We start from the raw sequence: 15,990 nt of genomic DNA, 5'->3' as shown, positions 1-15,990 counted from the left end.
CCAGACGTCTGGCCGGGGCCACTGTCATCGCCCGAAACTCAGTTCCAGCGTCATCGCTCCGGGCCGCTGCTCACAACAGGGTGACGGGGGCCATGACCGGGCGGCGGAACGAGCGTCGACGTGTAGTTCTCGCCGTCGATGAGCGGGACGTCGAGACCGACGCCGGCGACCGCCATGCGGTCGTACTCCTCAAGCACAAGATCCTTGGTGCGGTAGGTGCCGTACTTCGCGATCTCGTTGTTCTTGAGGCCACCGCCGGAGTCAGACTGGAAGGTCTCCAGGATGTAGTCAACATCGGGACGGTCTATGCCATAGAGGTGGAAGAAGAAGGCGTCCAGCTCGGCACGGATCCGCGCACGGCGTTCCTCGCCCCACTGGAACGGCGGCCCGGAGTCCTCCAGGTCACGCGCAAGCCCTGCCATGTCGAATGCGGTGTACACGAGTTCAAGAACACGCGGGACGATAAATCTCGCGTGCACCTTTAGCATATCAGGCGCAGGAACCGGAAGCTGTTTCCAGACAAAAAGACCCATACTGAGCCCACCGAGCTTCTGGCGACTTACGAAGTCAAAAACCAACGAACTCTGCGTCGCAACAAGCGAGGCGACAAGAGCGGGAGCTACTCGCGGCAACATCAAAGGGAACTTATGCCCCACCGCCACACGAGGAATGAAGGCGGGAACAGCAGTACGCTCATTGGTTGACGAGGTCACGTCACACCATCCACAAAGCCACTCCTGATTCCATTTCACTTCAGCAAGTCGCAGATTCACCCCTGGCACACCCACCTCCCTACCCTTTCGATGAGCCGGAATCAATCCATCCTCGGCGATCCAATTTAGAGGGAGCGCAAATCGCCTGGGATCTTGAAGTTCATGCCGACCGAGATATCGAGGTTGATTCTGACGCATCACGGCTGTTTCGCTCTTGATCACATCTGCGGCGCGATGGTTAAAGAAGTTGACCATCTTCGCCTCATACAGCGGCAACATTCGCCGACCATCCTTGACGAAGACATTGCCTTCAAGAGTCCATCCTTCCGATTCCAGCTGCCGACGCGAGCGGAAAAGGTCAGAGTCGTCCGTCATGTCAAAGAGACGTTTGAACACAATACGCCAGGGGTTTCCATCGCTCTTCGCCTCGTCCCAAAGCACTGGAATCAAACGATAGATCGCCGCAGTAAGGTCGGCGTCTCTGCGGCTCCGAAATATCGGAAGAGTAAGCGTGTTCGGACTGATAAACGCGATCTCCTCAGGAGCGAGCGCGAAGACGCGATCAACATCGTCGAGATCGACGGTGTCTGTGAGATAGAAGGCGAAGGCTGCCGCCGGCTCACGCAACCCCGTCCCAACGAGGGAAAGCAGGCAGAACCTGTACCTTGAATCCACTCCTATGAACAACGGCTTGCGGTTCTCGAAGTCGTAGAGAAGGCTAGTGGCGCCACGACGGGTGAAGTCGCCGAACAGGTACTGCCCCCCGGCTCCAGTCGCGATGGCTGTAGGGATGATGCACCCAACACGACCGGTAGGTGCGACGATCGCCGTGAACCGCTCAGCGAAGAGCTGGTCCGTCTGGAGTGAGTTGACTCCCTTGACCGTCAGTCCCTTGCCGCAGAGCGGGAAAGCGCCGGAACTTCCTGCGAAGAGGAAGGTCGACTTCACCCTGCGCCGCGCCGCTCGGTAGCGCTCTCCGGCTTCCGGGTTCTCCTTGCTCCACTCCGCGATGCGGGTGCGCCGGGCTGTGCCGGAGATCGCCGCGATCGAAGGCTCGACCACATCGAAGTACTTCTTGTCCTCGAAGTCGAGCTTGTCCCACGGCGGGTTGCCCAGCACGCAGGAGAAACCTCCCGCCCAACCGGTGGCTGAGTCCACTCCCGACACGCCATCAGGCACGGTGAAGATGTCGGGAAAGGCCAGGTGCCAGTGGAAGAACCGATACTCGTCTCGAAGCCGGGCGATTTCGTCGTGGGTCTCCTGCGAGGCGGCCGTCGCGGTCGGATCCTGAAGTTTCAGGAACACGTCGTGCGTGATCGCAGTCGGCGCATCCTTCGTCTTGTGCCACATGAACGCCGCACACCAGGCATCCGCCACGTGCCGAGCGTTCAGGTATTCAGCGGAGTTTTCCCAGTCTCGATAGTCGGCTTCTTGCCGATGCACTTCTGCGAGCGTTTCGGACGAGGCCTCAATGATGCGCTGGAGGCCTGCGGCGAACGACGCGTTGACCACCTTCGGCTCCGCGACAAGATCGAAGAGACTGTCCTGCCCCTTCCGCTCCTCGTCGTTCTGGTTACCCAGCGTCTTCGCATACTTCTCATCGTCGCCCTCAACAGGCTTGAACGCCTTGTTCGGGATGCCGTCTCGCATCAGTGCTGGTGTGGCGCCGATCAGGCCGTTGCCATGCTTGATGTGCGCGTCCAGGAAGCCGAGGGGCTTGCCGCGTTCGATGGCCTCCAGCCACAATGAGACCTTGGCAAGCTCGACGGCCATAGGGTTGAGATCGACGCCGTACAGGCAGCGAGCAGCCACTTCGCGCAGCGCGTGGCTCACCGCATCAGCGGTGGGCTCTGGGTTCTTCTCCCGTACGGCAGCAACCCGCTTGGCAATGCGCCGCGCGGCCGCGACGAGGAAGTGGCCGGAACCACAAGCCGGATCGCATACGGTCAGCGCCAACAGCTCGGCAACGATGGAATCAGCCGGATCAGGTTCACCAGCGGCCGAAGCCTTTTGCTCACCACGTTTCTGTGCATCGTCGATGACAGGGTCCAGAGTGGAGTCGAGCAAAGTCTCGATCAACGAACTTGGCGTGTAGTACGAGCCGGTCTTCTTTCGGTCGTTACCAAGCCGATCAATCAGCTCAAAGGCTCGGTCCACGGCGCTGTGCTTGGGCACGAGCTCCAGCAGGGACTCATAGATGGAGCCGAGCTCCTCCGCTCCCATGTGGCGATAGTCCACCCGGCGCCACCGGCCCGAGTCTCCATCACGAACGCGGGACAGATCACGCACGGCGTCCAGCAGATCAGCGTTCGCCAGCGACAGACCCCGCAACGGAGCGTCGGCGTCCGTGTCGTCGAAAAGGCCACCGAGACCTGGCAACCCCAGCTCCGGTCGACCGTTCTCGTCTCCCAGCGCACCGAGGACGATGCGCAACGCCTGATAGAGGTCGCTGTGGGAGGTACCCCGGCGACGGTTTGCCTGCTGCCGCAAGCGAGCCGACGAGAAGTAGTTCGCGTAGCGCCGACGAGCCTCCGCCGACGCGTCTACAGGGTGGAGAACGTCCCGTTCCTCGGCGACGAAGAGGAAGATCAAGCGATAGACCAACCGCAACAGTGACCCGTGAAACGCCTGGACGTCCAGATTCCTGCGAAGCTCGCCGTTGTCCGGGTGCTTGAGGAAACCCGTACCCAGCTTGGTGATCGCGTTCTTGACGCCGTTCCGTTGGTGATGCAGCGCCCGCACCCCGGAGTCGATAGCGTCCACACGCCACTTCTCCAGCCAGCATGCCGACGGCGCGTCACCTTCGTCGATTTTGAAGCGGGTGACGTGCAGCAGCCGGTACAGCAGGACGAACTCGCTGAACAACTCGCCGTCGAAGATCGCTTCCAGATCGAACTCGACGTAGGAAGCAGTAGCCAGCGCGTTGGAGTCACGCAGCAGCCGCAACTGGCGGCCGTTGCTGACGACACCCCAGAGGTGGGCATCGGCGCGGTTCAGGCACTCCTGGACGAGCGACTGCGGCGGGACGGTGCCCGCGCCGCCCGGCCGCTTGTCCAGCAAGGTGTTCCAAGCCGCCAGATGTACGGGAACGTGATTCCAGCGGTGACTGATCGCGAAGGTCTTGCTGCCGTCGTCGGAGACGATGCCCGAGGTGCCGAGCGCGGTCAGTTCGCCGAATCCCAGTTCCGCGAAGAGCGGTTCCAGCCACTGCGTGATCGCCACTCCGGTGGGATCTGCGGGAGTTTCGGGCTCCGGAGCACGAGGAAGCTGCTCCCGGAGCTCGCTCCAGACCGCCTTCAGGTAATCCCAACGGCGTTCCGCGTCATCACGTACCGAACGCGAGCCGATGACGCGGTAGTCGGCCGGCAGGGAACCCTTGACGTCCTTGCCTTCCGAGATGCGGACAAGCATGTCGGCAGGCAGTAGTCCGCCGACGGTGTGGGTCGCGGAGAAGATCTGGTTTCGGGCGATGGCGGACATCAGGCAGCTCCTCCCGCGACGGGCAGGTAGACGTAGATGCCGAGAATGTCGGCGTGGTCCTGTGCGGTGACGCTCAGACCACGGACGATCTCGCCGGAAGCACTGCGGACCCGCCGGTGCGAGGCAAGAAGTTCAGCGGCCAACTCTTGCCCGTAGGCGTTCAGATGGCCTTCGGTCGCGGAAAGATCGTCCAGGACACGGTTCATGGTGCGCTCACCGAAGGCCGGGTTGGTGTTCTCGTCAGCTGTCAATTCCGGTAGTTGCAACGCGTCCTCCGCGGCAAGCCAGGTGGCGTTGAGCGGTGAGCCTTGGAACGCGACCAGCCGGGCATCCTCGGCGACCAGCTGACGTTCCCCCAGCCGTGACGGCAGCGTGAGGTGAAAGCGGTAGCGAACCAACAGCAGCGTCGTCCTGGTCTCGACACCACTGGTGCGGATGACACCGCAGCGGCGAGCCGGCCTAGGGCCGTCGATCTTGGCGTCGAGGGCGGCGTTGAGCACATACCCCGCGAGGGCACCAACCACAGGGTCGGTACGAACCAGAGCCGCTTCACCACGCGCGACCGCGGCCGTTGCCCGGAACGGCACAGGGCGGCGATGTTCTACCGCGTCACCGCCGACAACCGGGGCCAGGACGTCACGGAGTCCGGCCGGCGTACCGCTCAGGTCGGCCGTGAAGCCCTCGGCATCGTCACGGAGCACAGCTTCGAGCCCGGCCAGTGCCTGCCGCGCGAAACCACGGACCTCGCCCGCGCGCCCCAGGGTGTCGCGGATCGCAGTCACCTCGCGGGCAACCTCGTCGATGTGAATGGCGCGCTGGGCGAACCGGGAGCGCGAGGCCTTCTCTCGCTCGGCCGCGGAGTTCCACTCCGTCTCGACCTCGGCAGCTGCGCTTTTGAAGTCCTCGGGCTCGAACAGGCCCACCTGTTCAGGCTGACGGTTACGCATCAACAGCCATTCGACGATCGCGTCTGTGACACCTGAGGACGCGGCGTCGGGCACCGAAACCGAGATGCCCAGGTCCTTCCAGATCTGCCGGTGTTTCGCGATGAGGACTTCGAGCACCTTGCCGTCGATGCCGTTGTCGCTGCCGTACAACGTGAGGACCTTGACGATGTCACGCTTCTGGCCGAAGCGGTCAACCCGGCCTTCGCGCTGGTCGTGCCGCGTGGGGTTCCAGGCGAGGTCGTAGTGGACCACCGCGTCGAAGTGGTGCTGGAGGTTCACACCCTCGGAAAGGCAGTCGGTGGCGATCAACACCCGGCGGGCCGCCGGGTCGTCGCCGGCTTCCTCCGCCAGTTCCTCGATGCGTTGCAGGCGTTGTTGCGGAGAGAGCGTGCCCGTGACGGCACGGACGACCGTCTTCTTGCCGAGCTTGCCGTCCAGGTGTTCGGCGACGTACTCGGCTGTCGGGATGTAGCGGCAGAAGACAATCGGGTGGTACCCCTCGCCGAGCAGCACCTTGAGATGCTTGACCAGGCTCGCCAGTTTCTTGTCCTCTGCCGGACCTTCCAGCTGCTCTGCCCGGTCGGCCAGTTCGGCGAGCCTGGCTCCCGCGTCCTCGATCTCCGCGCCAGGCGCGACATCGAGACCTTCCATCGCATCGCTGTCGGAGGCGTCACTGGTCAACGGAGCGCCGAGCCTGTCCGCCTCTTCCACGGTGCTGGCGATGGCCGCCGCGGAACGCGTGCGCAAGGTTTGCGCGGCCGCTCGCGGTGAGGAAACCAGCGACCGCAGCAACGCGATCGCCGACCACCAAGCGATACGTGCCTCACGCTTGCCGCGATCTCGCGCGTTCGACACGCGCTCGCCCGCGTAGGCGATGGAGTCCTCCAGCAGTGCCCGGTACGCGGGCGAGAGCTTGTAGGTCTCGTCGGCGAACTTCCGGTCGACCGGGAACTCGGTGTCCTCGCGGAGGCTGTCGTCGGACAGACCATCCTTCTTCGTCAGGAACTCGCGCACGTCGGCCCGCTTGCGATGCACGAAGTGCGCGGCGAGCAGCTTCCTGCCCGCGTCCGAGTCGAGGTTCACGGTGGCGAGCTCCGGCCGGACCAGGCCGAGCAGGTTGCGGAACGCGCTTTCCTTGCCGCTGTGCGGAGTCGCCGTCACCAGGATCAGATGACGGTCGGCGTCCGCCGCGACGCGCTGAAGCAGCTCGTAACGCAGCTGGTTCTGGACGGAGGTGCGCTCGTCGACCGCGACACAGGTGTGAGCCTCGTCCACGATCACGAGATCCGGGCAGTGCCGCACGAAGTCGTCACGATGCCGGGTGGACTTGATGAAGTCGGTGGAGACGACCACGTGCGGATGCTTGTCGAAAAGGGACTGTCCCAGGTCGAGCCCACGTTCCAGCCTGGCGACAGTGGATGCCAGCACCAGCTCCGCGTCGATGCCGAACTTGGTGCGCAGCTCGTCCTGCCACTGTTCGGCGAGCGCTGGAGAGCACAGCACGGCCAGCTTCTGTGCGCTTCCCTGTGCAAGGAGCTCGCTGGCGATGAGCCCCGCCTCGATCGTCTTGCCGATGCCGACGTCGTCCGAGAGAAGCATCCGGACTGTGCGCTGGCGCAGCGCCATCATCAGCGGCACGAGTTGGTACGCCCTGGGCTCGACGGCAATGCCCGCGAGCGCACGGAACGGTCCAGCACCGGCGCGGAACCCGATGCGCAGTGCGGAGCGGAGCAGCCCCGCAGCGAGTGCGTCGCCCAGATCATTCACTGACGGCGGCGGGAACTGGGTGCTGCGAACGTCCTCGAACGCCGGAAACACCGCTGCGACGTCATCGTCGGCGCCGCCCAGCGGGCGCAACACGAGCATGTCGCTTGCGCTTTCCGGCAGGACCACCCAGTCGCGCCCGCGGGCGGACACCAGTGCACCCGCGGTGAAGCCGATCGTCATCGAAGTCATCGTCTCTTTCATGATCAGACGGCCACAGGCCCGAAGTAACGCTGGTTCTGCTCGACGATCGCCGCCCAGTCGGCGTCGTGCGGGAACCGCACGACATCCCACCCCTTGTCGATCAAACGCTCCTCCGCCTCCCGGTCGCGCTCCGCGACCACGGCGTGCTGGTGCACCGGCCCATCGACGAACACCGCGACGTTGGTGCCCCGCAGTCGATACACGAAGTCAGGCCTGGCGAGCGCCTCATGGACCAAGGTCTGTGCCTCATCGGGCAGCCGCAGTCCGCGCTCCTTGAGCCACGCGATGAGCCTGCCCTCCAGCTGGGAGTCCGACTGATCAGTCAGTCTCCTCAGCTGTTCCGAACGCGACTCACCGCTGCCGGTCGTGAGCGCACGCGCACCTGCCATGCGCTGCAACAGGTCGAGGACCGAGTGGCGATCGATCGCGCCATGGTTGAGCTGGTTTCCATAGGTGAGCAGGCACTCGTAGCAACCACGTGCACATGGTCGGTCGGGATGCGGACCGCCCATGTCGACTCCGTCCTCGTCGAAGTGACAGATACCCAGTGCGACGCGTGCGGCACGAGTGAAGGCACCTTGCTCGGACTGCATCAGCCGAAGCACGCCCGCACCGCCTTCGGCGGCCTCGGTGAACAACATCCGGTCACGGAGACCTTCGTCGGGTGGCAGCAACTCGCTGGTCAGTTCGGAGTCCTCCAGCTCGAACGCCGCTTCGATGCCGCGTTCCAACGCGTACATGAGGGTCAACGCCATCGGCTCCGGGATCGGCTCTGCCAGCTTGACGACCAGGATGTTGCGCCGGTCCTCGACGTACGGCAGAACGCGCTTCCTGCGCCGCTTCTCGTTTCCTTCGTCGTCGATGACGGGCATCTCGCTGGAATCACCCGACGCATCCGCAGCGTCACGCTCGTTCATCCAACGACCGTCTGCGGGGTCGAGCCAGAATCCGGGTGGCTCGTTCTCGTTGGCACGTAGGCGACCGACGTTGGTGATACGCACGGTGGCGGAGTCGCCATAGGACAGTGTGGCGAGTGCGCCGTCATTGTCCGCGACGATGGCATCCCTGCGACCGGGACGGGCTCCGTGGTCGTGGAACCGGTATGAGGTCACCAATCGGTATCCCGCGCGCCGACGCTCCTCCTCGTCCGAAGAGATTCGTTCACGTCGCTTGGTGAAGACGGTGTGCAGCTGGAGCAGCCCGGTCGTGCGTTCCCCCAACGGTTCCTTGCACATGTCGCATAGGTTGTCGAGGTTTTCCGCGTCGTGGTGATAGCCGCAGGCCACGCAGCGCTTCGCCGTCGTCGTGACGATGTCACCGGTCGCGTCCGGCGGCAGCTGGATACGCGTGACCTGGTAGCGGGCGCCTTCGTGGTAGATGAGCGCGCCGGGTCCAAACTCGCGGATGGCGAGGAACCTGGGACGCTGGAGGTAGTCGCCGTCGCCGAACCTCCGGCCGGACATGGGGATGTACGCGGCAAGAGGAAGCCGCGGGAACGAGTATCCGGGGAGGAAGCCCTCGCTGGCGAGATACCGGTAGGGATTGAAGTCGGACAGCACCGACTTGCTGTCCACGCTCTCGTTCTTGAGCAGGTTGAGCTGCGTCTCCGCCTCCTTGCGGCGGCCGACAGCGATCTTGCGGTCGCGGTCGCTCAGCGTGTGGTCCAGCACTCGGCGATTCTGCTCAGCCTGATCGACAAGGGCAGCTCTGAACAACCCACGCCAGCGGTCAAAAGCCGCGTTGAACTGCACTGGGGCAGCGCGCACCGTGTCTTCGATCCACTGGTCATGCCACCACGTTGTGGCCGCGAAGTCGCTCAGCAACCCGCTGAACACCTGACGAGCGGCCGCTCCAGCACGTTCCTGCGCGTGGGCATCGTGCAGGGCCACACCTATGTGTTCGTGCAGGGCCAACAATGGGGCAGGCGTGCGAGCATCCTCAGCGTGACTGACGTCGATGATCTCCGGGATCGCGCGTCCCAGCTTGAGCCCGGATTCGGCCAGCCAGATGGCCTGAACGTGCGACCGCACCAGGTCCTCGTTCGCGAGGTCCAACCGAGGAGGCGCCACGACACCGGCGACCATCCGATCCGAACGACGGAAGTAGTACTGATCATGGCTGTTGCCGGTGGCGCAGTAGGTGGTGACGAGAGCAGGTTGCCCCGACCTGCCGGCACGGCCACTGCGCTGCGCGTAGTTCGCAGGCGTGGGTGGCACGTTGCGCATCATGACGGCGTTCAGCTCGGAGATGTCGACGCCAAGTTCCATCGTCGGTGAGCAGTAGAGCAGCTTGAGCTCGCCCTTGCGGAAGGCTTCCTCCCGTCGTTCCCGCTCTTCCGGATCGACCTGAGCGGTGTGCTCTCGGGCGCTGAGACCAGCCAGGGCTCCCGCGGCATTCCGGTACAGGTCGAGAAAGAACTTGTTGACCCTCGGACCATCCCCACTGCCATAGGTACGGCTCAACGGATCGTGAGTGCCTACCTCACCTGTGCCTGCCCGCCAAACGAGAGCTGCTGCCGAGATTCGGTAACCGGTGATGGTCGATCCCGCCGATCGACGGAAACGGCCCGCCGGCTGCGGTGCCACCGCGATTTCCTGCACCATCCCAGCTGCTGAGAGCACTTTCAGCAGATCGACGATGACGTCCTGTGCGTCGTCGGTCGACAGGCCTTTGAAGTGCAACCGCCGCAGATACTTGCCGAACTTGCCCCGGCCCGAGAGGAACAACCCCGAGCGATCCATGCCAGGCCGGGAAGACCGCGGGTAGACCGTGCCGACCTGGGGTCGATCACTCGACGCCAGGACCCACGGATCGACCAGGCGTTCCTCGCTCGCCCGCTGAAGGTTGTCGAAGTCGTCCCTGAAGTGCTGCACGTCGATAGCCAGAGCCCGGCGCATCTCGTCCAGCAGCACCCGCATCAGCTCGGCGCGCTGTCCTGGCGCGGCATCCCGCAGGCTGATCTGCCGCTTGGACCATCGATCCTCTTGAGCAGCAAGCCAATCCAAGTCCTCGTAGTGAATCTGCAACAGGCCGGTCTGCTCGAGATTGGGCATGGTGACGCGCCAGCCTCGTTCCAGATCGAGGTAGAGCCGGAAGGCGATGACATCACGCAAGGTCTTGGCGGCATTGCGGGCAAGACCCGGCGCCAGGTCCTCACCTCGCGCGTAGTCGACAGGCTCCAAGCCAAGCGCCTCCGCTACTCGGGTCGGCAGCTCTTCGTGCCGGAGGCCGTCCTCGCCTGCCTCGAGCACCGCCCTGTACAGAGCGCCGCGCAGTTGGGTCACCTGGACGAAGTCGTTGAAGTGGCCCGCCTGCAGCGAGGCGTCCTGCCGGTTGTCGACGAAGGTGAGGAGCTTCCGCGCCCGCTTGTCGAGGGCCTCGGCGGGCACATCCTTGAGCGAACGCACGATCGAGGTCGACACCAGCGAGGTCGCTGAGGAACGCCCTTCCTGGTCAAGGGTCGCGAGCTTGGCGAAGTCCTTGCCTCTGGTCTGTTCATAGCTAACACCACAGTGCAGGCAGAAGAGGAACGGGGCGGGGATGAAGGCCGCAGACAGCTCCCCGCGCCCCTCGTTCCCGTACAGATCCACGGTGACAGCGCGCGGAAGTCGTCGCCGGTAGGAGTCGCGAATGGTTTCCTGATCATGATCGTCGATCTCCAACCAGGATTCAGGCAAGCGTCGTTCCTTGACGGCATCCTCCGGAATGCGCGGCCAAGGGCGGTCCGAGTCGACGTACAGGTAGCCATCGCCGGTGCGCCCGCCTGTACCGATCGTGTCTCGACGCGGCTCGTAGAAGACCTTGCCGTCCTTTTCGGTTCGCCACACGGTCAGGTAGTCCTGTCCGCACTCACGGCAGAAGGCGAGCGGCAGCAGGATCTTTCCGTCCGAACCGGGCTGGACCAGCTGGTAGTCCCGCGTCCGATGGCGCGTCCGCTTGTTCTCGAGCGTGACGTAGACCGTGTCGCCCTTGGAAAGGAACTGATGCAACCGGAAGGCGAACAAGGGGCGTTCGGTGACAGGGTTCCTGGCCTCCGCACCCGCCTCCAGGGTGCGGCGGATCGCCGTGACACAGGTGTCCTCTGCCACCCCGCTGGACTTGGCGAGCTCAGCCGCCGCTACTTCGATCTTGACAGGCTTCTGCCGGACCAGGCGGCCAGTCGCATCGTTGATCACGCCGAACCGCGTCTCGATCCAGCGGGCCAGCGGATCGTCCACCAGGTCCGCGTAGGCACGCGGCGCACCGGGCGCCCGAAGCCTTTCCGCCGGCACCGAGTCGGGCACTTCCCCAGTCGCCCTCACAAGGGTCTCACCGATGATGTTCGAGCTGCTGATGTCACCGCCGAACAGCGTCGTCGCGACACCCGCGACGACCTCACGCTGTTCGTCAGCGGTTCCCTCGCTGGACATGGTGGCAGAGGTGCCCACGCACTGCAGACCATCGGCCTGGCACGCTTCGCGCACCCTGCGGATGAGCAGTGCGACATCAGCGCCCTGTCGGCCGCGGTAGGTATGCAGTTCGTCGAGGACGAGGAACTCCAGTCCCTTGGCCATCTTGATCAACGAACGCCGGTCATCGGGCCGGGTGAGCATCAGCTCCAGCATCACGTAGTTCGTGAGCAGGATGTCCGGCGGGTTGTCTCGGATGTCCTTGCGGCGCTCATCGGTTTCCTGGCCGGTGTAGCGGGCATAGGTGACCGGCTCACGCCCCTTGCCGTATCCGTCGAGCAGGTACTTGTCGAGCTCTTTGAGCTGACTGTTCGCCAGCGCGTTCATCGGATAGACGATGATCGCGCGAACCCTCTTGCGTGCCTTGAGACCTTCGCGCTGCCGGTCCTTCAGCACCTTGTCCACAATCGGCACGATGTAGGACAGGGATTTGCCCGACCCCGTGCCCGTGGTGAGCACGTACGACTCGCCGGACTGCGCGATGTCGATGGCCTCACGCTGATGACGATGGAACGTGAGCGGACGACCGTCGCTGACGGTGCCACCCTCGGTCTTACGAGCCTGGAAGATCCGTGCGCACTCTTCGTGCAACACACCTTCGCGGACCAGTTCGAGCACAGTGCCGCCTGAAGCGAAGAACGGGTTCAGTGACAACCAAGGGTCCGGCCACTGCGACTTCGCTTCCAAGTCCTTCTCGACGAAGTCAGCAATTCGCTCGTCACGAATTATCGTCCCGCCCTTGGTGAACGACCTGTAGTCCTGAATCAGCTTGCGATGCACACCGAACACATCCATGCCGGTTGCCAGCGGCCGACTCTCAGCTGTGCTTTCTTCAACCGCGGGCTCGATCACGCTTACCGCAGCAAGCCGGGCGACAGGATTGAACGCATCCCAGCCGCGAACACTCTCCCCTCCTACCGCCAACGGCAACAGCATCTCGCGGACGGTGACCGCATCAGCCGGACGGTCGGCCGGATCTTTCGCCAGCAGCCGCTCAATGAGCCTTGCCAGCTCCTTGGGAACGTCCGTACGCAACAGCTGCACAAGCGGAGCGGCTTCCTCACGGTGCTTCTGTCCGAGCTCGTAGGAGGACTCGCTATGGAACGGCGGCACTCCGGTGAGAAGTTCGAACAGCACACACCCGAGGGCATACAGATCGGCCGCTTGAGTGACCGCAGAGGCGAGAAACTGCTCGGGCGCCATGTAGCGCGCCGTGCCTACGGTGGCACCGGTGCTCGTCAGCCTGTCTCCGTCGACGTCGTCGACGATCCGCCCCATGCCGAAGTCGAGAACCTTCACCAGTCCGCCGCGTAGCACCATCACGTTGGCGGGCTTGAGGTCGCGATGAACGATGTTCTCAGCGTGTGCCGCAGACAAGCCATCAGCAATCTGGGCTCCCAAGGCCGCCACCCATGAGATCGGTAGCTGGGGATGTTCGGCCACGAGGTCGCGCAGGGTCTGTCCGTCAAGCAACTCCATCGCCAGATACGGCCGGCCCGCCGCATCCACACCTCCGTCGACCGTCCGAGGAAGGTTGGGATGGTCAAGCATGCGCATGATCCGAACCTCACGGCCGAATCGCTGAGTCGTGGCGTCAGACGTCGAGTTGACCAGCGTACCGAGGCGGCTCCGCAGGATGAGTTTCACAGCGACGACCCGATTGCCCGTGCCATCGGCCGCCTGCAGATCCTCGGCACGGTGAACCTCACCCATGTTGCCGGTGCCGATCGGCCCTACCAGCCGAAACCGCTCTGCCACAACATCCGGGTTCTCTGGCACCACTCGCCCTCTCCTCATGCTGCTCAGCAGCAGTCCGACGCGCTACACCGACAGCACGCCTGCCATACGACAGGGTATTGCGATAATGCCGCCATGTCCTGCGTTATGACTAGGAGTCGCCACACGACCGGCAGGCGTTACCGCTGACCACATCCAAAAACGGCCTCACGAGGACCAAATCCGCACACGCCGAAACCCGAAAAGTGCGCGCCCCCCTGACCGGTTGCTGACGGCCGCGTGCCGCATTCTCACCAGGATTGATCTACTCATCACAAATGCGCACTAAAAGAACTTGGTTTCGAAAAAAATAGCCATCTTCAGTTTGCAGCATAACCCGGCCGCGTTGCGTTGCAGTTCGGCCGTATTAGCTCAGTAGCGCCACCGACGGGCCCGCGCGCGAGATCAACAACCCTGCTTGACAGCCGCATCTCGTACCTTCACCTCTTGCCTCAACGCCACGCCGACGAGAATGCTCACGACATCGCATCGAACAGATAGCGCGTTACGGTGATCAAGCATCCGTCGGGATCTGCCCAGACTGGATAGCGATTCGCAGCCGCTGCAGCGGCCTTCAGCGCAAGCGCGCCACCAACGAAATCACCGGACCTCAACATCCCGATCGGCAGTTGGGCGCGGTAGAGCGCGGCCACACCGGCGGCCATAGCGGTTCGCGGCATCAACTACTGAACGAACCGAGCGCGCCTCCACTGACCAGGCCTTCCGTTTGAAGCGTCGTGAGTTCGCATCAAAGGACAGCCTCTGCGACTGCCTCGCCGACGTAACATTCCCGATCGCTGCAGACCAGCACATCCGCAGGATCACCCGCTCGAGCGACAGGTTCGCTCTTGCTAACGCGACCCATTTCGCCGCCGCGAAACCGATCCTCCCAGAATCCTCCCAAAACCTGGGTTACCCACCAGTACAGACCATTGTGGACGGCCAAGGGAAGATCGACACGAGCGCACGAAAAAGCCCGCCGACCTGGGCTTTCACCCAGAATCAGCGGGCTGATTCAGACCGTCGGGACGACAGGATTTGAACCTGCGACCCCTTGACCCCCAGTCGTGGAACGACTGAGCGGCGTGCTCCGGCCTGTTCTTCCAGGTCACGTTCAAGTGTAATCGGCCGAGTAAAGGAGTCGGCGGACTCAGGCGAAAGGCATCAGCAAGCAGACCCGTAGTGGCTGTTGAGGCGATGCTTGCTCAGAGGTCGAATAAGCGGCGGCCGATGCGACACAGCGCTCCCCAACGAGCAACGTTGTCTCGCACCAGCCTTCAGGCGACAGTTCGCCCTCCGGCCAGCCGATCCTCAAGCTGTTCGAGGGCGTCTGTGGGCCTCAGATAATCCTCGCCACGAAGCTCGTAGTCCGAGCATCGTGGCAGCGACCGCTACTCCGGTCACGACCCAGTCTACCTACCGAATGTCCTCACTCGTCAAAGCGCTTCGTCACAACGAAGGCGGTACCGGCAAGTGCCTCTCCAACAGAAGTCTTGGCCCACGTGGCAAGTTGTTCCTGTCGCCCGCCGCTGTGGTTCAGCAGTTCGACGATCTCGGCAATGGCAGGCCGCGTCGATCGAGTGCATCGAAGGACCGAGTTGCCATGAGCGGTGCCGTCCTCGTGTTCAGGGTCGTCGAGGTCGACATCCCACTGGCCGATCTCAACCTCCCAATCAACATGGCCGTACTCACCGTTCGGCCGAGGGGCCTCCACATTGAGGTAGTAGCGACTTGGCCCAAGAGGGTCGTCCGTGATCGAGAATTCGCTGAGGAGCACGATCGCATCGTTGGCAGTCTGCCTATACGCGTCCAGCAGGAGCCGCATGTCCTCGACCCCTGTCCTGACTTCCTCGGCACTCGCGTCGCGCTCGAGGCGGTTGAGTCGGTCGCGATCCTCACCGCTCAGTCCTTCCAGACCGCCCTCGAAGGCGACGAACGGGCTCTGGAAATCCCAGGAACGCTGGGAATCCGTTTCAGGCGCGGAGACTCCCTCTGAGTACTCGGTCCATGCGGCGTCGAGTCCGCGGACTTCTGCCTCCAGTTCAGCCGCAATCGCTTTCCCTACGGGTGGAGGTACGACCGCCGTAGCCTCGTCCAGATCGGTCAGCGCCTCGTGTAGAAGCGCTTTCGCCTGCTCGTACCACAGGCTGTGCGCACCCTCGAGCAGGTCGGCACGCATCGTTCGATCAGTCAGCGCAGCAAGATGCTCCCGCGGGTAGCGAGCGTGGCGATCGTCGCGGGTGTCCCACACGCTGACAGGCACGGTGGCACAAGACGAAATCCGGTTGAGCGCATCAACGATCGGCCGAGCGAGTGCCGCGTCCTCAACGCTCGTGATAGTTGACGACACCACACCGGCTGGTCCGCGGAAAGTGGCGAGGATCTGCACTTTTCCGCGGTTCGGGTGCTGAGAGTAGATGGTCACGAAGATGCCCTTTCTGCCGACGAGCCCAGCGTGGGACGTGTCGACAGGTACAGGAAGTTAAGGGGGACGAGGCGGTGGCGAAGGCGCGTTCCAACGCTCCGTGCCTCATGGGATGCCGGCGGTGGCTCAGGTCCGATCCCAAGCTCCATGCCTGGCTGCGACCGCACAGCATGAACGTTGTCCACAGCGCGGTCCCGGACACGTGTCGATCCGGCACGCTCGATAGCCAGCAG

General features: G+C 63.6%; 5 protein-coding genes. All 5 read right to left on the bottom strand.

Going from position 1 to position 15,990, the window contains the following annotated elements; all coding sequences use genetic code 11:
- Window positions 1-50: 50 nt before the first annotated feature.
- The 5 genes from ACSHWB_RS26205 to ACSHWB_RS26185 all read right to left on the bottom strand — a co-directional run bounded on the left by ACSHWB_RS26205 (window position 51) and on the right by ACSHWB_RS26185 (window position 15,757).
- Window positions 51-4,193, bottom strand: a complete 4,143-nt coding sequence (locus ACSHWB_RS26205; protein WP_439655925.1) for an Eco57I restriction-modification methylase domain-containing protein — start codon at window positions 4,191-4,193, stop codon at window positions 51-53.
- Window positions 4,193-7,087, bottom strand: a complete 2,895-nt coding sequence (locus ACSHWB_RS26200) for a helicase-related protein (protein ID WP_439655924.1) — start codon at window positions 7,085-7,087, stop codon at window positions 4,193-4,195. Before ACSHWB_RS26200 ends, ACSHWB_RS26205 begins: the two co-directional genes overlap by 1 nt.
- 23 nt (window positions 7,088-7,110) lie before the next feature.
- On the bottom strand, window positions 7,111-13,338 hold the full coding sequence (locus ACSHWB_RS26195) for a protein kinase domain-containing protein (RefSeq protein WP_439655923.1): 6,228 nt from the start codon (window positions 13,336-13,338) through the stop codon (window positions 7,111-7,113).
- A gap of 470 nt (window positions 13,339-13,808) precedes the next feature.
- Entirely contained in the window at window positions 13,809-13,985 is a 177-nt protein-coding gene (locus ACSHWB_RS26190) for a hypothetical protein (RefSeq protein WP_439655922.1), read from the bottom strand.
- A gap of 776 nt (window positions 13,986-14,761) precedes the next feature.
- On the bottom strand, window positions 14,762-15,757 hold the full coding sequence (locus tag ACSHWB_RS26185; protein WP_439655921.1) for a hypothetical protein: 996 nt from the start codon (window positions 15,755-15,757) through the stop codon (window positions 14,762-14,764).
- Between the last annotated feature and the right edge of the window lie 233 nt (window positions 15,758-15,990).

The organism is Lentzea sp. HUAS TT2 (assembly GCF_051853195.1).
GTDB lineage: Bacteria > Actinomycetota > Actinomycetes > Mycobacteriales > Pseudonocardiaceae > Lentzea.
This window is presented reverse-complemented; position numbering and strand designations above follow the sequence as displayed.